This is a genomic window from Candidatus Enterococcus murrayae (assembly GCF_017315985.1).
Lineage (GTDB): Bacteria > Bacillota > Bacilli > Lactobacillales > Enterococcaceae > Enterococcus_A > Enterococcus_A murrayae.
The window spans coordinates 1-17,799 of record NZ_JAFLVR010000062.1 but is presented as its reverse complement, the minus strand read 5'-3'; the positions used below and the strand labels follow the sequence as shown (position 1 = coordinate 17,799).

15 protein-coding genes are annotated in these 17,799 nt (G+C 34.3%); 10 read left to right on the top strand and 5 right to left on the bottom strand.

Features of this window, described 5'->3' with window-relative positions; genetic code table 11:
* The 10 genes from JZO85_RS19650 to JZO85_RS19605 form a co-directional block, all read left to right on the top strand.
* Nucleotides 1-320 (top strand): DUF1989 domain-containing protein (locus tag JZO85_RS19650; protein ID WP_207110215.1); only part of this gene is annotated, 320 nt, incomplete at its 5' end.
* A gap of 398 nt (nt 321-718) precedes the next feature.
* Nucleotides 719-1,708 (top strand): substrate-binding domain-containing protein, encoded by a 990-nt coding sequence (locus tag JZO85_RS19645; protein WP_207110214.1) that lies wholly within the window; start codon nt 719-721, stop codon nt 1,706-1,708.
* 171 nt (nt 1,709-1,879) lie between these two features.
* Entirely contained in the window at nt 1,880-3,286 is a 1,407-nt protein-coding gene (locus tag JZO85_RS19640) for a PTS transporter subunit EIIC (RefSeq protein ID WP_207110213.1), read from the top strand.
* A gap of 2 nt (nt 3,287-3,288) precedes the next feature.
* Nucleotides 3,289-4,173 carry an alpha/beta hydrolase gene (locus tag JZO85_RS19635; protein ID WP_207110212.1) on the top strand — a complete coding sequence of 295 codons (885 nt, stop codon included), beginning with the start codon at nt 3,289-3,291 and terminating at the stop codon, nt 4,171-4,173.
* 3 nt (nt 4,174-4,176) lie between these two features.
* Nucleotides 4,177-5,073, top strand: coding sequence for an alpha/beta hydrolase (locus tag JZO85_RS19630; RefSeq protein ID WP_207110211.1), 897 nt, complete (start codon nt 4,177-4,179; stop codon nt 5,071-5,073).
* A gap of 410 nt (nt 5,074-5,483) precedes the next feature.
* On the top strand, nt 5,484-5,897 hold the full coding sequence (locus JZO85_RS19625) for a hypothetical protein (RefSeq protein WP_207110210.1): 414 nt from the start codon (nt 5,484-5,486) through the stop codon (nt 5,895-5,897).
* A gap of 301 nt (nt 5,898-6,198) precedes the next feature.
* A complete protein-coding gene (locus JZO85_RS19620) occupies nt 6,199-6,501 on the top strand; it encodes a hypothetical protein (protein ID WP_207110209.1) in 303 nt (100 codons plus the stop codon).
* Nucleotides 6,502-7,952: 1,451 nt separating this feature from the next.
* Nucleotides 7,953-8,732, top strand: coding sequence for an Rpn family recombination-promoting nuclease/putative transposase (locus tag JZO85_RS19615; protein ID WP_207110208.1), 780 nt, complete (start codon nt 7,953-7,955; stop codon nt 8,730-8,732).
* Nucleotides 8,733-8,920: 188 nt separating this feature from the next.
* Nucleotides 8,921-9,328 carry an HTH domain-containing protein gene (locus JZO85_RS19610; protein WP_207110207.1) on the top strand — a complete coding sequence of 136 codons (408 nt, stop codon included), beginning with the start codon at nt 8,921-8,923 and terminating at the stop codon, nt 9,326-9,328.
* Nucleotides 9,325-10,287: an IS3 family transposase gene (locus JZO85_RS19605; protein ID WP_207110206.1), complete on the top strand. Its 963-nt coding sequence runs from the start codon at nt 9,325-9,327 to the stop codon at nt 10,285-10,287. Before JZO85_RS19610 ends, JZO85_RS19605 begins: the two co-directional genes overlap by 4 nt.
* A gap of 659 nt (nt 10,288-10,946) precedes the next feature.
* On the opposite strand, the gene JZO85_RS19600 is transcribed toward JZO85_RS19605, so the two are convergent.
* The 5 genes from JZO85_RS19600 to JZO85_RS19580 form a co-directional block, all read right to left on the bottom strand.
* The gene (locus JZO85_RS19600) at nt 10,947-11,249 is read right to left on the bottom strand and encodes a DUF3784 domain-containing protein (RefSeq protein WP_207110205.1); all 303 of its coding nucleotides are present in this window, start codon (nt 11,247-11,249) and stop codon (nt 10,947-10,949) included.
* 1,036 nt (nt 11,250-12,285) lie between these two features.
* A complete protein-coding gene (locus JZO85_RS19595) occupies nt 12,286-12,888 on the bottom strand; it encodes a hypothetical protein (RefSeq protein WP_207110204.1) in 603 nt (200 codons plus the stop codon).
* Between the two features lie 923 nt (nt 12,889-13,811).
* Nucleotides 13,812-14,573 carry a 4Fe-4S binding protein gene (locus JZO85_RS19590; protein WP_207110203.1) on the bottom strand — a complete coding sequence of 254 codons (762 nt, stop codon included), beginning with the start codon at nt 14,571-14,573 and terminating at the stop codon, nt 13,812-13,814.
* A 3-nt stretch (nt 14,574-14,576) separates the two neighbouring features.
* Nucleotides 14,577-15,020, bottom strand: coding sequence for an Rrf2 family transcriptional regulator (locus JZO85_RS19585; protein ID WP_207110202.1), 444 nt, complete (start codon nt 15,018-15,020; stop codon nt 14,577-14,579).
* A gap of 1,914 nt (nt 15,021-16,934) precedes the next feature.
* Nucleotides 16,935-17,504, bottom strand: coding sequence for an NAD(P)H-dependent oxidoreductase (locus JZO85_RS19580; RefSeq protein WP_207110201.1), 570 nt, complete (start codon nt 17,502-17,504; stop codon nt 16,935-16,937).
* Nucleotides 17,505-17,799: the final 295 nt, after the last annotated feature.

Here is a 17,799-nt window from a genome sequence, read left to right as displayed (position 1 = left end):
ATGATTTCTTTTACAAAACAGGTGAGAATCATCCTAGCTGTTTATCAAATATTAATAAGGCCCTTCTTGAAACCTTTGATATTCGTAAGGAAGAAATTACGCCTTTTAATATATTTATGTATACTAAAATATTACCAGATGGAAAAATTTCTGTGGAGCCCCCTAAATCTAAAGCAGGAGATAAAATTGTTTTAAGAGCTGAAATGGATGCTTTGTTGGCTGTGGCAGCGTGCAGTGTATCTGAAAGTGACTGTAACGGAGGAAGATGTACTCCAGTCAAGATTGTTATAAAAAAGCCGGTAAATGAGAGAATCATCTAGGTTTCTCTTCTTATGAGTGTAAAACAACTGAAAAGTTCTTCATGGTTAGCTGGTAGCGATCGTAGAGACTATAACTTTGTTGAAACTATTCCAGATGATTTTATTGATGACCTGCTTAGAAAAGCACAATAATATTTCAAAGGGACAAGGACTAACTGATAGCGTAAAAGACGGGCAAAGCGCCCCGTCTTTTTTAGCAATTTTACAGCTGATCGTGAGAAGATGAAATGCTGTTGTAGCAAGAAATCAGATCCCTTTTCTTAAGCAATCGATTGCACCAAGATTGCAATGCATGGGCGTTTAACATAGTTATGAAAAATTGTTCTGCTAATTCTTATAAGAGGTATGATATACTAACTCTGATGAAGTAAACAAAGTTTACTAAAGAAGGTGAAAATATGGCAACAATACAAGATATAGCTGATGAAGTTGGTATTTCTAAAGCAGCCGTTTCTAGGATACTTAATCGAAAAGGCAAGTTTAACGATAGTACAAAGGAAAAAGTATTCAGAGTCGCAAAAGAATGGGGTTACTCAATACCTGGAGAGAATCAAATTTTAGACGAAAAGTTTTTTAAAACAATAGGAGCTGTTTTCCCCACAGGGCATATTGCTTATTACAGTGTTCTAGTCTCATTGTTAGAACAAGCTGCCTATAGTTTTGGTTATAGTTTGATGATTTGTAGTTCTTTGTATGATAAAGAAAAAGAAGAACTTTTTTTTGAAGAATTAAGAGAAAAAAGAATTAGCGGAATAATTTATGGGAGTTTTACAAATGATGCCAATTTACCTATAGATGAAAATCTTCCAATCGTAACTATTGGACATCAGCTTTCTGAAAGCATACCAGTGATTAAGTCAGATAATCATTTGGCAGGAGTAATTGCAGCTAAGCACTTAATTATGAAGAACTGTAAGAACTTATTATATATATCCGCCTATCAGGTAGGAGAATATAATGATGATCGATACAAAGGATTTGCTGAAGAATTAGAAAAAAACGATAAGAAACTCAGGTCTTATTTTACTGGAATTAATGAAAGAAACAAAGATGTACCAAGTGTAATCACTCAAATGTTTATCGAGAATCCTGAGGCAGATGGTATTTTTGTTGAATCCTATACTCTGGCTATTCAGTGTTTAAAAGTCTGTAAATCCTTGGGGATTAGTGTTCCCGAAGATCTGAAAATTGTTACCTACGGAAGTCAGATATTAAGCTCCTATAGCTTTCCGGAGATAACAATGATATCTGAAAATACAAATCAAATTGCACATGAAGCAGTATCGTCTTTGATTGATATCATTGAAAAAGAGAGTAATGAAACCTCTGATATACCTAACAAACAAATTATTATACCTGTTGCATTGATTGAAAAACAAACAACATAAAACGAGTGAATGAGACTAAAGACACTATTCTTTTTAAGGATACTGTTTTTAGTTTTTTTTTTATTATTTTAAGTAAACATGTTGACTTGAAAGGTAAACGAGTTTACTATTAGTGGTGTAAACGTTAACAATAATGAGCACAGGCCATGCTTAAGAATTTGGAGGAAAATCATGTCAGATAAATTTAAAGACACAGCTAAAAGTATTATTGAACTTTCTGGTGGAAAAACGAATATTTCTAATGCATTACACTGCGCAACTAGAGTCCGTTTTAATATAAAGAATTTTGATTTAGTGAATATTGAGAGGTTAAAAGAAGTGCCTAGGGTACTCGGGGTTATGAAAGTGGGAGATCAGCTGCAAATCATCATTGGAGCCGATGTCAATAATGTTTTTGATGAGGTAACTATTATCTTAAATGAAGGGACAGAAGAGAACGAGCTTGAAGTTTTACCTGATAAAAGTAAAAGGAATGGCTTCAAATCCTTAGGTTTAGGAATTCTTGATGGTCTTTCTGGAACAATGGGACCTGTTATTCCCGCAATAGTTGCTTGTGCCCTGTTCAAAATGTTTACTGCTATTTTAGGACCAGATTTGTTAAATTTACTCCCAGTAGAAAGCGATATTTTTACTCTGCTGACATTTGTAGGAGACGCTGGTTTCTACTTTTTTCCAGTAATTGTAGGCTATTCTGCGGCTAAAAAATTTGGTGTTACACCAGTCCTAGGTATCTTATTAGGGGCAATTTTAATTCACCCAACCCTTATTCAAATGGTGACAGAGGGGGCTAAATTCACCGTTTTTGGACTACCTGTTTATATGTTGGATTACAGTGGAACAATCATTCCAACTATCCTTTCTGTATGGGTAATGAGCTATGTAGAGAAATTCTTTAATAAGTATATTCATAGCTCGATAAGAAGTGTTTTTGCACCTGCATTTACCATATTTGTTATGTTACCACTATCTTTGTGTCTCATTGGCCCAGCAGGAGCATTTCTAGGAAACTATGTTGTAAACGGACTTTTAGGGTTACAAAATTATATTGGATTTCTAGGTATAGCGATTATCTCAGCTTTGTATCCAATTCTTGTAATGACTGGTATGCACATGGTACTCATTACGGCTCTCTTCCAAATCTTTGCTACGCAGGGATGGGATGGCTTCGCAGGCCCAGCTCTTTGCTATGCTAGTTTTTCTGTAATGGGAGTCGCGCTAGGTGCTTTCTTCAGATTAAAAGACAAGTCACAAAAATCTTTAGCAGCTAGCTATGCAATAACTGCTATCGTTGCTGGAACTTCTGAGCCTGTAATCTATGGGATATGCACTCGTTATAAAAAACCTTTTATAGGATTGATAGCAGGAGGCTTTGCAGGCGGGCTGTATGGAGGGCTCACTAAGGTAATCTCTGCAACACTAGTTCCTTCATCTAGTGTGACGGCAACACTAGCTTTCGTAGGAAAATCTACAAGTAATATATATAATGGCGTAATCGCTTCGTTGATTGCACTTGTTGTGGCTGCTGTTTGTACTTATTTTTTCGGTTTTGAAAAAGACGAGCCTGGATTAGAGAGGTAAACATGTTTCATAAAAAAATAGAATTGAATGATACCGCATTTGTTGAGGCGTACATCCCGGATCCAATCATCTCATACGAAGTTAATAGAAAGTGGCCAGCAGTAGTTATTTGCCCTGGAGGAGGCTATATGATTTCTGCGATCAAAGAAGGGGAAGCCGTGGCAATGCAATTTTTATCCCAAGGGTATGCTTGTTTTGTATTAAGATACTCTACGTTTATTAAAAGTCGAGAGGCTTGCTACAAAGAGTTAGCTGATATAAACGACAACGGTTATTATCCCTCTCAAATACTTGAGCTCATGGAAACGCTGCTTCTTATCCAGGAGAATTCTGAGGAATGGTATATAGACAAAGATCACATTTTTACAATTGGTTTCTCAGCAGGAGCACATATCGTTGCTATGGAGGCTTTTAGGTGGAATGATGAGGAATTAGTCAGCAAATTAAAATTTGTGCCAAAATCAAAAGAGTTGAAACCTAGAGGAAGTATTTTGTGCTATCCCATGCTGAATGCCAGAATGGATCATTTTACGAATAGTGAATTATCCAAATTTCAAAAGGACATGATGAATAAATGCCTGCACAAAAGCATCAGTCCAACTTTAGAACAAAGTAAAGAATTAGAGGTTGAAAACTATTTGCAATCAGATATTCCGGAGTTATTTATCTGGCATACTACTGAAGATGCTGTTACGAATGCGAAACATACAACTTCTTTAGTAAAAAAAATTCAAGATTTTGGACTGCCATGTGAATATCATCTTTTTAGACAGGGGCGACATGGATTGGCCTGTGGGAATAAGCAATATGCGAATAAAACGGATGATATAAATAGATATATTGGTATGTGGTTACCATTAGTTTTTAATTGGATGGGGGAAATATAACGAATGCTGGATGAAGACAAAACAATTTTTGACTATAGACTGAAAAAAGAAGAAAAGTATTGTGACATGATAAAAGAAGAAAGACTAAAGGATGATATTGAGAAGATTTCTTATTTTTCTAAACACTGTGGCTATATAGATGGATATATCTATAGACCTGAAGGATACGATTATGAAACCAATTTGCCTGTTGTCTTTAACTTCCATGGCGGCGGGATGGTACTAAGGTATTGTGAACAGGATGGAATTTATTGTCAAGAGATTGCAAATAAGGCTCGAGTAGCGGTTATCAACGTTGATTATGTAGTTGCGCCTGAGTACAAGTTCCCAGTACCGATACTTTCATCCTATGATTTTATTAACCAGGTTCTTGATAATAGTGAAATATATAATCTTCAAAAAAACAATGTTCTATTAATGGGCCATAGCGCAGGAGGCTATATTTCAGCAGCACTATGTGTGTTAAACGACGCTCAAAAAAGACTTAATATTAAGGGACTGATTGCAGATTATGCTGTTTTGAGACAGGATACACCGCCATCATATAGAAAGACAAATGACAAAGATAAATCAATTCCTGTTTCTAGAATGGAAGAGTATTTTAATTGGTATTTTAATAAGAATGAAGACACAGCAAATCCGTTAGCTTCACCAATTAATGCTAATGGGAGTATATTTCCTTCTGCTCTTATTATCTCGGCTGAATATGATTCTTTGAAGCAGGAGGAAGCAGAGTTTGCACAGAAGTTACTTAAAAGTGGTGTTGAAGTAGAATATAAAGAATTTAAGGATACGATGCACGGTTTTACACATAAATGGTTTGATGAATTTCATGAAGATCAATCAAAAAAAGCGTGGGCTTTGATGGTAGAATTTATTCAAGCAAAATTATTTAGCTAAATTAAGTTCAAAACTTAAGAGAAAAGTGACTGGGATATAGGTCCAGCTCAAAAAAATAAATAGTAGAAAGAAGCATTGATTTTCTACTAAACAAAGAGAACTCTCTGATAGACTTAAGGCGTCGGAATAAAAAGTCTGGAGAGTTCTCTTATGTTTAAAATTACAACATACAGCAAGTCATTTTACCGCTTGATTGTACACTAGTTATAACTAGACTGAGTACTCTAAGTATGCAAAATAAAATGAAGTAATTATTCTTCCTAATTTCCAATACTAAGTTCAGCAGATAACAACCAACTATCACATTGATATCTGCTGAACTTTAGAGTATTTTGTGGTTTTTAGTTATTTTCAAGTTATTTACTTAGTATTAAACTTGTGATACTCTTTTCAAGTTAGGGGGTGATTTCATGGACAGCAAAGGGGACATTTTATTTAAATCTAAAACTGACAGTTTAAAAAATGGAATTGTTTTTCTATTACTTGGCATTGCAATGATTGTAGGATCTAATTTTATTTATACACCAATAGTACTTATAATCTTTGGCTTAATATCTATTCTCATTGGCTTATATATACTTATCTTCAAGAGAGCTGACAATGTTATTATCTATGAAAATGCAATTTCATTAAAGAATAATCAGATAATTGACAAAGATAGTATCAAATCAATATCCTATAAAAAAGTTAAACCAAAAGGTTCTCTTCCATCTTATTACGCAGTTTTATTATTAAACAATGATTCAGAGCAACTTATCAATATTGCTTTCAATTCAATGATCAATAAGGATTTTGAAAAAATAATTAAATCATATCTAGACTAAAACCGTTTAAACGGTTTTTTTTTGCAAAAATACAGGTCTATAGCTTAATAACTACTGGCTCTATTTGCCTGGTCAATTAAATCAAATTGCCTACAAGGGTATGCCGCAAAAATTGTAACAGAATCGTTAATAAAAAGAGTTCCGTAATTAGATGAAATAGCTGTTGTTTCATCTAATTTGTAGTTGCTTTTTAGAGGCGTTCTCATAGTGTGAAATTCAATTGAGAAGCATAGGTAATTAATGAAAACGCTTTATAATTTTCGTTTGTTCCCGTATAGTTATTAGTAAAGGGGGAGGTATCATGAAGAAAATTTGTTTTGTACTAACAGTCAGTACAGGGATAAACTATGGTTCAATATTCGCTGCGCCAGCTATTAGGAATAACGAGAGCTTGAAAGCCTATTTTTCAAAGTATTATGACGTTTCTATTGATTACATTAGGGATAAAGACACTGTTGACTATTTGGTGGTTCCTAAACCGTTTACGCCTTTTGAAAATGAGAATAATCTACCAATAATCGAAATACCTGCTGCATTGTTTATGAAAAAAGACTATGAAGAAATAAAGTCTTATATTGACGATTATTTTGCTGGTGATCAATAAAAAGCTTAGGTAATTTTCACAGTTGAATTTTTTCGAGAAAAGCGAATTTGTAGAGAAAATCTATATAATTTGCTTTTTTTCCGTATCTCAAAGAAGAAAGTTCGCATTTATATGCTTTATTCGCTTCTTTTTTTTAGAGAATCGAGCATAAAGAAGATGACACCTACGAGTATTGGTGAAGCAATATAGTCCAAAAGCTTATCAATGAATGAATTATGAATGTAAGACTCGTTCACGAATAAAATAAAAGTAATCGAGAATACAAAAAAGAAAGAATACAGCTTGATTGTTGAGCGTTTCAAAGTAAAAACTCCTTTTTGGTTCATTGTACCACTAGAGGTTTAGAACAATATAGACCTAAAAATAGAACAAGTCATAAGAAACAAAAGAATGACAGAAGATGAACTCTAAATTTTGTAAGTCAATTTTGAATCTAGCTGGAGCTCTAGAAAAGACAATACAAGTTTATTCATGAAGATGGGCTGTTGCGGAGAAAAATATTGATATAGCCATCTCCTTGTTCACATTTTCTGAGCAAATTTAAAACAGTAAGAAAAATTTACTCGTATATAGTTTTATTAAGGCCACAACAACGATGATTAATTGGATTGTATAGCAAATTTTTTTCGAGACTCCTCTGTCTTTTTTCAAAAAATTATAGAGAAGGATATTGATTCCTGTACCAATAAAAAAGAAAGCAATAGCAAAAGATATTTCGTCACCAAAATATACAGTATGTCGAATAGACCTGTGCATTCTGGAGCTACTGTAACTATTTGGAATATTGTGTTGAGCAAATAAGGGATTCCAAAAATAGAAAGTAAGATATTTTTTTAGGAATATATAGCTAAATACAATAATCCCAATAAATGTTTGGACTAAAAAATTTTAATTTTTTTCAAAATAGTTACTCCTCTTTGAAAAATATATTTTATTGAGACGTTTTTTCTATCAAAAGAGAAAAGACCGCCACGACTCGAAGGAGTGTGATTAGCGGTCAATAAGCTGATTGGAATACATTTTCGATGATGTATCAACTCAGAAATAGTTTATCAGAGAAAAATGCGAGTCACAAGAGTAGCGGCTAATTCCTTTAACGGTGAACGTTCATAGTTCGTGAACTTATCATGTATGTTTAAACAAAAAAGAAGTTGGGACTAAAAAAATTGGTAAATCTACCTAAGATTAGGCAGCGAATAGTTCCTTTTTCATCTTTTAAAAGAATACGATAATACATAAATCAGTTGCAATAGCTATAAATTTCAATGGATGGATGTGGTTTGAAAAATGATGAACCAAAATCGTTGGGTTTAATGTGCGAGAGAAAGGTTTCCTTTTTGCGTATCTTATCAAAGAAGAACTTTGATAGTACGCCATTTGCCGTGATATAATAGGAGCGAAGAAAAGCTCTTTTCAGGCAAGCGTGACCATCTGAAAGGGAGCGATATTCTATGCAAAAATTCTTGCCAACGAACGATTTACTTTTTAAAAAATTCTTAACATCGGAAGATTCCCAGCACATCCTAAAAGCCTTTGTCAAAGACCTCCTCGGCATTGAGTTCAAGTCACTGAAGCCAAAACAGACCTATCATATCGACAGCTATATTGAGAACTATGAAAAACAGCAAAAAGAAGCCAAAAAGGAAAAGAAAGTCCTCTATACCGAAGTGGATGTCTTAGCCGAAGCTGACGATGGCAGCCGTACGACTATCGAATGTCAGGTTCAGAACCAAGATTACTTCAACGCGAGAGCCCTATTTTACTTAACAGAAGCATACCGAGCGCCTTTTGGCAGGAAACCAAATTCTAAAGAAAAAGAAAGTAACTATTCCAGCTTGTACCCAGCTTATGGGATCAATATCGTGGATTTCTATCCAGCGTCAAAAGATGCCAATGCCCTGCAAAGATATCATTTATTGGAGGAACAGTCTTATACCCCCTTTGTGAATGATGAAGGAAAAGAACTTTTGATTCTCTGTTTTCTAAGCCTAAGAAATAAGAATATTGATCGTACCAGTGCCGCTTATCATTGGCAGTTTTTTCTAAAAGAAGGAGAAGTCTTAGAGAACGCCCCTGAATACATCAAAGAAGCAAAACAAAAAGTCGACTATCATAACCTCGAAAGGAGCGAACAGACAATGATTATGAAAATGGAAAAGGCCGAAGCTACCTTTAAAGCCATCGTATGGAGAAGCGGAAAGCGTTGGAAGAAGGAATCGAGAGAGGTATAGAAAAAGGTATGGAAAAGGGTATAGAAAAAGGTGAGAGATAAAATATACCCTATAAAGTAGACAGATTTAGAAAGAGGGTTCCCTTAAAGTAGACACTTAGACAAAGGGGTGTTCCCACTAAAGTGGACACAGAAAATATCTTCGGGAAGATGTTAATATATAACAAAGCATCTAGTAGGAGAGAAGAAATGAGAGAGTATACCAAGAAGCAAATAAAAGAACTAGAGTCTAATGAATACACTTTAAAGGTCACCTCAAAAAAAATGTACTTTACTGCAAAATTTAAAAAAGATTTCTGGATTAGTTATCAAGCTGGAAATGCACCGAGAAAAATTATTAGCGATTTTGGATACGATGTATCCATGTTTCCTCAAAAACGAATCGATAGTCTTGTTCAAAGAATAAAACATCAAGCAATGTCAGGAGAAGGTTTTAAAGAAGGTGAAGATCACAGTAAACGAGTAGCTATTAAAAAAATTCAATTACAAGAAGATCTTTCACCACAATCATTAAAACAAATACAACGCGAACTTTTATACTTGCGCCAAGAAGTCGAATTTCTAAAAAAAATTACAAAAATCAACAATTCAAAATGAATCGACAAAACATGAGCGAATCTAGCCGTAAGTTTGAGGTTATCCATGAGATGTTGACTCAAGAAGACAATGTATTGTCCGTCGTTATGCTTTGCGAAATTGCAGGGGTATCACGCTCTGGTTATTATCGCTGGGTAGAAAATGCACCTAAGCGCAAAGAAAAAGAGGATAATGATAAAGCCGATTTTGAAAAAATTTTAAAAGCCTATAATTGCCGAGGGTATGCCAAAGGTGCACGTAGTATACATATGAATTTATTACATCAAACACCGCCAATAGTGATGAATGTTAAAAAAATAAGGCGCTTAATGAAAAAGTATGGATTAATTTGCCCTGTACGCAAGGCAAATCCATATCGAAGAATGGCTAAGGCATTAAAAACAAGCAATGTAGCAGAAAATCTATTAAACCAGGAATTCACAGCGCACGGTGCAAGAGCTGTGCTTCTAACAGATATTACATATATTCCGTATAATGAGGGATTCTGTTATCTATCAACGATCCTGGATGCTTATACCAAGCAAGTACTAGCATATGTTCTCAGTAAATCGCTGGAAGTGGATTTTGTTTTAGAAACAATTGATCAAATGATGGAAAATCACGGTGAAACTTTGACGATGGAAACTTTAATTCACAGTGATCAGGGGTTTCACTATACGAGCTACAGCTTTATTCAACTAGTAAAAGACAAAAACATGAGACAATCAATGTCGCGTCGAGGGAATTGTTGGGATAATGCTCCTCAAGAGAGTTTCTATGGTCATATGAAAGACGAAATAGATATTAGTCAATATACAGGGTTTGATGAAGTAAAAGCAATTATAGATAATTGGATGACCTATTATAATAATGAACGCTATCAATGGCAATTAGCTAAGTTATCCCCTAATGAATACTATCAATACATAACAACGGGAAAGTATCCATTAAAAGGAATCACACCACCTAAAAATAGTTAAGTAGCTATAGCAATATCTACCTGAAAAGTTATCTCCCTTTTTTTAAAGTGTCCTTGACATAGGGTACGTTTCAAGAATCGGGACCCAAAAAGGTGCAGCAAAGAAACAACAGGAGATTGCAATGAATCTACTTAAAATGAATTTATCGGTTAAGCAAATCTCAGAGGCCACAACCCTGAGTATTCAAGAAATAGAGAGCATAAAAAATAAATATATCGTCTAGAGGACAGCCCAGATGGGTTGTTCTTTTTTAATGGAGAGAAAATTTCATCGTGAACTAAAGAATTTCTTCGACAATAACTTGTCGCGTCTTTTTTTGAGATATATCTTTCGTAGTAATCGGCGTTCTATTGGATGGGGAAGTGGGAGAGCGAGTGCTAAACCATCGGAATCTTTGTGAAGTATTTTAATAATCTAAAAAAAAGAAACGCCGAGGCGTCCCCTTAAGGTAATTTGAATAAAACAACATTATTTGACTTAGAGCCAGAATATTATGACGAATAATAAGCCAGTTCACAGATCTAACACAATAAAACGAGGGTGTTCTTATCTACATTTTATTCAAGATTCTTGAATGCTCTTATGATAAAGGTTTTTTAATGGTTAATACCGTTGGCGGATGAGAACAAAAAGTAACCAAAAATGCGGTATCCTTCATTCTACCTTCTAATTTTTTTCGACGTATTGGCAATAACCACTACAGGAATAGTCGGCAAAATAATCATTGCAATCAGAAGCTTTGCGGACAATAAATTGGAAACCAAACACACCAAGGAAAGATAAACTAGAAACGAACCGACGAGCTTTCCTAATTGATGCCCGTCATACTGTTTCTTTTCTTCCTTAGTCATGGTGTTGTAGCCGGCGATCAGGAATAACCATTTACCACGAATCAACTGAAGTCCGCTAATAAGCAATAGAAGACCGACGATTTCCATAAAAGGATGAATAATCGAAGACATAAAAAGACCTCCTTAAACTGATGAGACAGTGATCGAACTTTCACTTAACTGAGTTGACAATAAGGATAGCAGCGGACTTTTTGTAAACGAAAAAACTGCATAAGGTTTATGCAGCAACAGACAAAAATGATAAAAAATTTTACCTATGCAAAAGCACCTTAGAAACAAATATTGCTGCTAAATAACCTAGCACTAGCAGAACAATTGCTAGTCCAATTTTCTTTAAAAGGAAAGTTTTATTTTTCATATCAGGAGATCCTTTCAGTTTATTAATTAGTAAAAGTGTACATTTTCTTACTAATAATTACTAGAGCGGAAATTTTGGTAATCGGATGGCTATAATCATATTTAGGAGATGAAAACATCGCAAATGAGTAAACTCCCGAAAAGCAGAGTAAAATGCAATACGATATATTTTACTAGTTGCGTTATTTATAGGAATGCTATGATAGAATTTTAAAAGCCTATCAATTTGGGAAGCAGATTACTCATCTTAGCTTGATACCATTTATAATGGTGTTGGAATTACTTTGTTAGATAGTGCAAAGTAACTTGAAAATAAAAGGAAAACTTTAATCAAATAGTAACTGGAAGGAAAAAATGATGTTTGAAGAAAGTAGGTTCATCCTCTATTTATACTCTTACTAGTAGTTTTACTTATTTTAAAATTGAACCATTTAGTTACGTTATTGCTTGGAAAAGAAATACATTTGTCTAAGTACAGGGAAGAAATAAACAGAGGTTATAAAAATATCTATTCCCATCAGTTAGTATTTAAAAATCGTCTCTTTGAATCGGAAAAAAATCCTGAGGGTATTGTTTTTTGTGGAAATTATATAAAAACAAATTATGATAGTGCACCTTATTTTTCTTACGATCAAGAGTTTACAATAAGATATAGAAAGTCTGTTTTTAGAGGTTATACGGTAATAGTGCTTAAAGAGGACTGAAACTTCTGCACTTGGACAAACTGACGTAGCTCCAGCAGCTGGAGCTATCATTAACCTTTTATGGAAAAGCAAGAAACTGACAAAAGTCAGTTTTCTATTTCTCTAAAATGGTTAAAACTGAGGATACAGATAGGCACGAAATAGACACACCATACCTCTAATGCAGCAATGCCCATAAGTTCTGAACCAGGAGATCCTGTTTCAAATATCCCAAATACAGGAATGAACGCAACTGTACTAAAGACACCATGAATTAGCAAAAGCTTTTTCAATAATTTGTCAGTTTTATTTTTAATCGAAACAGTCAAACCCAAGAAAAAGGTTGAGATAGAAAGAATAGCGTATCCGAATAAGTTATATGAAAAAAATAATCCGAACTTTTTATAGTCGATCAAAAATGTAATTTCATCAGTCAAATTGGCTTTTATTAAGGTTGTTATTTGCGCGTAATAAACTATTAAAACAAAAACGGCATAGATAATTGCAAAGGATAAGCTAGCAAATTTTGCAGCTTCGAATTCTTTTTTAGTGAAACTATTAAATGCTGAAACCATTGAGACATAGCTAAGGGCTAATAATATGCAAATAGAGTAAGCGGCAGAAGATAAATTTAGCAACATAAAAATGGCAAATAAAACAACGCAAGTCAATGTGGTTATGGAAGAGATCATTCCTATTCTACGATTCAATTTCTCACCTATTTTCTAATATATTTTAATTTAGCATATCATAAGCACTAACTTGAGTGAAAATATTATTTTACGAATTTCAGTATAAACTACGCTATCGGACGAAATAGCGGTTGAGGCGAGTCTAAAGCTTTGTAGAATCAAACCAGAAGGCAGCTGGATTTTATATATTCGGTCTGACGAATCAATTTCTACAATTTGTCTATGTGAATACTAGATGGACCGAATCAGATTATGTGAAGGTTAATACAAAGTTAGCAGAAATTTCTGCTGAAAAATTCATCAATAAGCAGGTGGGATAGTACATTATTTCAATTTGTTTTTACCTTAATCAGAGACAAGGAAGAGACAACCTAGGACTATCAAGTATAAAAAAAGAGATACCGAAGTACCTCAAATTTTTTTTGATCTGATTTCTATAAATGCAGCTAGCAAAAAAAGAAATGATGCTATCCAAAACAACTTATTCATAATGAAACCCAACACAAAAAAGTAAAAAATAAACAAATCCATGTCCAATTAATATCCTTTTTCTTGTTCTATTTCAAAAAATCCCTCCTTGTAGTAATAATAACAGAATAAAAATATGTCTTCAAGGCGTGAATCAATGATGGGAAATAATTACGTTATCCGACGAAATATCGATCGATTGCTGCTACTTTTATAACAGTTGATTTGAAAGGTTTTCAGAGAGGGAAGACCTGGATGAAATTCTAACTTAAGCAAAAAAATGATCTAGTGTGGTTTCGAGGAAACCAGCTAGATCATTTTTATAATAGAAGAAACAGGGCATCTTTGAGTGAATGTTCACAAGAACGACAAGTCAAAAACTAATTGAAAATTCAAATAGCGGCTTCTGATTATTCTTGCTCACGTTTGAAATTCTGAATATCGAGTGAAAGTAACTTGGAGCAGGTGATTGATTAGATATATATTTCATTTACCTTTCTGCTGGTACATGATTTTTTCATCCCTTGTTCTGCAGCCGCTAAAAGCATTTTATTAAGCTTTCTCGCTTGTATTGGACAAACAGCAATACAGCGCATACAAGAAATACATTTTTCCTTATCAAGCGAGGAAGGATTATCTATTGGAATCGCTTGCACCGGACATTGCTCGGCACAAATCCCACACTCAATACAAGCCTTGGTTACTTTTGGTTTTATTGGAACTCCCTTGTATTCTTTATAAGGATAATTGCCTGGAACCTCAAATGAATGGAGGTTTTCTCGATGCCTAATCACATCTTTGATCTGATTTGCATAATTAGATAACTCTTTCTTATCCGTTGTATCAGGACGTTGTGTGCCAAACTGTCGAACAATTGAATGTTCTGCATTGGCAGCTATCGCAGCGCCGACTTCAAAACCACAAGCGATTGCTTCGTTCTTAAGTTCCAATAAAGCGTCATCATAAGCGCGGTTTCCAAAAACAGCAACAATAATAGCTAACGCGCCATCAGCTTGCGTTTGCTTTACACGCTCTATGGCAGTGGGAGCAACTCGTCCGCCAAAGACAGGAACACCGATGAAACAGATATCCTCTTTTTCAAAATGATAGGCGCTGTAATCTGTATCATGTTTTGACAAATCAATAGAAGTATCGAAAGGGATTTCTGCAAGCAAAACGTCTAAAACTTTCTCTACTCCTCCAGTGGGACTAAAATACATTGAATAGACACTCATAATTCATCCTCCTGTTTCTTCTGATGATAAGTATTCATACTCGTCTAACAATTGTTTTAACGTATAATTTGACATTGCTTCTTGAACGGCATCTGAAATGGCTAAGTAGGGTTTTTCTAGTAGTTTATTGATTTTGCTGCCGACAGGGCAATCAGGTGATGGATTTGGATGAACGCCAACCAATGCATCCAAGCTAACTGTATCAACAGCTTGATAAACACGCCAAATGGAAATATCTTCTGGAGCCGTTACTAATGCAGCACCCCCAGTTCCTCGTTGTACATCTACTATGCCTGCTTTTTTTAAACGTCCCAACGTATTTCGAACCACCACTGGGTTGCTTCCGATACTCATTGCTAACAGTTCGCTGGTAAGCTTTTGCTCTTTAAATACATCCAGTAGGATAAGTAAATGCAGTGCAATGGATGTCTTGGTGCTAATTCGCATAAGAATCACCTCTCATAATTCTCAGTATATCAAAGAAGTATTCCGTTGTAAAAATTGAATTTACAACGAGCGGAATATAAATTCATCAATAAGCAGGGGAGATAGTACATTATTTCGCTCTGTTCTTACCTTAATCAGAAAGAGGGAAGAAATATCTCACCTAATTCATGAAGATGACACTACTGCACACAAAAAACTGCTGTTAAATTAGTGTAGTCACTAAGAAATGAGGAAAGTAATCGATAAATTACTGATTGGAATCTCTAGTAGCTATTAATGCAATGACAATTAGAGAAATGAAGGCTGAGGTGACTCCCAAAAAATCTAGTAATATCTGAGATAGTGAGAATAATGGAAAATCAATATGTAGGATATCTTTTAGTTTAATAATTGCGTATAAATTTACAAACAAAACTAAAAAAAATAAGAAAGAGCGCTTATCATAAAACGATAACAGTTTGAGTATTTTCTTTAACATGTTGGATCATTCCCCATTTGTTTTTAATGATTATATCAAAGAAATAGTGGTACATCCCGATATTTTATAGGTTAAGTTGGACTGGAATGACAACCTTGTTTTTTCAAAAATTATAAGGGGTCATGAAAACTTCGTGCTATTGCTCCGGTTGCCTTGACATAGAGCCTCCTCGAATCTGATGATATTTGGCAGAAGCTCAATCATAAGTGTTTGAGCTGTCTACCCACCAGTAATCACATCCGGGCTCATTATCAAGAGGATGCTTCGCCAATCTCTGGTGACGATAAGCCAATGGTAAAAGAAAGACCTCAGATGTTCAAATAAGAACAATCAGAAAATATGAGTCCCAAAATATTGAATAAAAGAGATATAGCTCAAAAAAATCTGTTGCAAAGAATTTCATTCTAAATACTGCAACAGCTGATGATTTAAAGCTAGTTAAAGAATGGCTGGATAAGGCTGAAAAACAACTTAATACATAAAAAAATGGAGAGCTGGAAATCAGCCCTCCTTTTCTATTATCTATAGTATTTTCATGCTACTTCTTTCTATTCTTCTTTTTCAGTAACAGTTCCATTTCTTTAATTACTAATCTCTAATATTTCCTTTTGACATAAATTTTTCCATTCTTTATTTTATATATCTTTTTTTGGGAATCCATGGAAATTCTCAACTCATTAATATCAGTATTTGTGTCTTTAAGAAATTCTCTGATTGCTCCATTAAAAAAAGCTGGCTTCATTTTACATAAGAATAAAATAACGAGGATTATATAGAGACTATTATTGGAAAACAAGTATTTTAAATCTCTTTTAGATGGAGAAAAATCATACTTTAACCAGATGGAAAGAAAACTAGCTATCAAACAAGTTAAAAGATAGGCTCCCATTGCTAGTATCCAATATTTTCTATAGGTAGCATTTAATTTCTTATACATCCTTCTCACCACTATATGAGATTATAAAATACAACAAGCAAAGTATAAAGAATTAAAATAACAGTCTCTTTGAATTCTTATCCTATACCCCAAGGACTTTAACATAATCATCAAGTAATCTTTCATTATTAACAGTCGGATCAATGATCTCTCTAAACTCTCCCTGAGACTTCATAACTAGCTCTGCAAGTTTCATCTCTGTGCCTTCATTAGCCCCTGAGTTATTCAAAGTCTTTCTGATAAAAGCTAAACTTGTTAGCATCACACCCATAGTATTTATTGGTGTGAGTGTTAGCCTTTTTTGCCCTTCTTATTTCCAAATGAAACGGAGGGTTAGGTATGGGAAAAGACGTACGTGATCAATAAGCAGGGGAGATAGTACATTATTTCGCTCTGTTCTTACCTCAGTCAGAAAGAGGGAAGGAAGATTAACCTAAATATGAGTTTAGGTTCTAACACATAGAAAAAAGACTAGCCAAGCTAGTCTCAAAATAGTTAATTATAAAGCGGCTGCATAGTTGGCCACTTTTGATAGAAAATCTTTTCTTTTTCTTTCGTCGGTATTGCGAAGAAAGGGTAAAGTAATCGATCGAGTCGTCTTAATGCCACACATTTTTAGTACTTGCTTTTTAAGAACCTTGTTATAGTCTTGCTGAAAAATTTTGGCGTACATGTTGGGTGTGTCGTGAGTCGTCACTATAGTGGCAGTTTTATTCGGCAATAAAGCGATAGGCAAGACCCCTTTATATTCATAGGCAAAGCCTTTAACAAATACTCTATCAATATATCCTTTAAGTATTGCTGGCATCCCACTCCACCAAATTGGATAGATAAAGATCACATGATCCGCCCATATTAAATCATCTCGATACTCTTTTGTGGATACATTTTCCTTTAAGTCTCTGCGTCTATTGTTTTCGTCAAAATGAAGTACAGGATCAAAATTTTCTTTATATAAATCAAGAATTTTAACCGTATGCTTGGACGATATATTCTGTTTGAAAGAGTCTAAAATTGCGTAATTAAAGCTCTTCACGTTGGGATGGGAATAACCAACTAAAATATTCATGAAATTCTCCTAATGTTTTTACTAAGTTTAAAATAGTAGGGACGAATAATCAATCATACTTTAGTCTTAAAGCCTTTGTTATCGGACGAACCAACATAGATCCAGAAGCTGGAGCTGTCATGTAGAAAATAAAAAAGCTATTTGTTCAAAAACAAATAGCAATTAACTGGGAATAGAATTCTAGATAGAATCATATAAATTCAAAAAGCGATCGCCTCGTAAAATTTGATTGTATCATCTGCAGACATAAACTCATTGTCGTAGCATTTTTTTTATCTTGAATTGTCAAATCAAG

Bases quoted from the DNA above. Each gene is read 5' to 3' on its own strand.
- JZO85_RS19645 (WP_207110214.1), top strand. From the start codon at position 719: ATGGCAACAATACAAGATATAGCTGATGAAGTTGGTATTTCTAAAGCA.
- JZO85_RS19640 (WP_207110213.1), top strand. From the start codon at position 1,880: ATGTCAGATAAATTTAAAGACACAGCTAAAAGTATTATTGAACTTTCT.
- JZO85_RS19635 (WP_207110212.1), top strand. From the start codon at position 3,289: ATGTTTCATAAAAAAATAGAATTGAATGATACCGCATTTGTTGAGGCG.
- JZO85_RS19630 (WP_207110211.1), top strand. From the start codon at position 4,177: ATGCTGGATGAAGACAAAACAATTTTTGACTATAGACTGAAAAAAGAA.
- JZO85_RS19625 (WP_207110210.1), top strand. From the start codon at position 5,484: ATGGACAGCAAAGGGGACATTTTATTTAAATCTAAAACTGACAGTTTA.
- JZO85_RS19620 (WP_207110209.1), top strand. From the start codon at position 6,199: ATGAAGAAAATTTGTTTTGTACTAACAGTCAGTACAGGGATAAACTAT.
- JZO85_RS19615 (WP_207110208.1), top strand. From the start codon at position 7,953: ATGCAAAAATTCTTGCCAACGAACGATTTACTTTTTAAAAAATTCTTA.
- JZO85_RS19610 (WP_207110207.1), top strand. From the start codon at position 8,921: ATGAGAGAGTATACCAAGAAGCAAATAAAAGAACTAGAGTCTAATGAA.
- JZO85_RS19605 (WP_207110206.1), top strand. From the start codon at position 9,325: ATGAATCGACAAAACATGAGCGAATCTAGCCGTAAGTTTGAGGTTATC.
- JZO85_RS19600 (WP_207110205.1), bottom strand. From the start codon at position 11,249: ATGTCTTCGATTATTCATCCTTTTATGGAAATCGTCGGTCTTCTATTG.
- JZO85_RS19590 (WP_207110203.1), bottom strand. From the start codon at position 14,573: ATGAGTGTCTATTCAATGTATTTTAGTCCCACTGGAGGAGTAGAGAAA.
- JZO85_RS19585 (WP_207110202.1), bottom strand. From the start codon at position 15,020: ATGCGAATTAGCACCAAGACATCCATTGCACTGCATTTACTTATCCTA.
- JZO85_RS19580 (WP_207110201.1), bottom strand. From the start codon at position 17,504: ATGAATATTTTAGTTGGTTATTCCCATCCCAACGTGAAGAGCTTTAAT.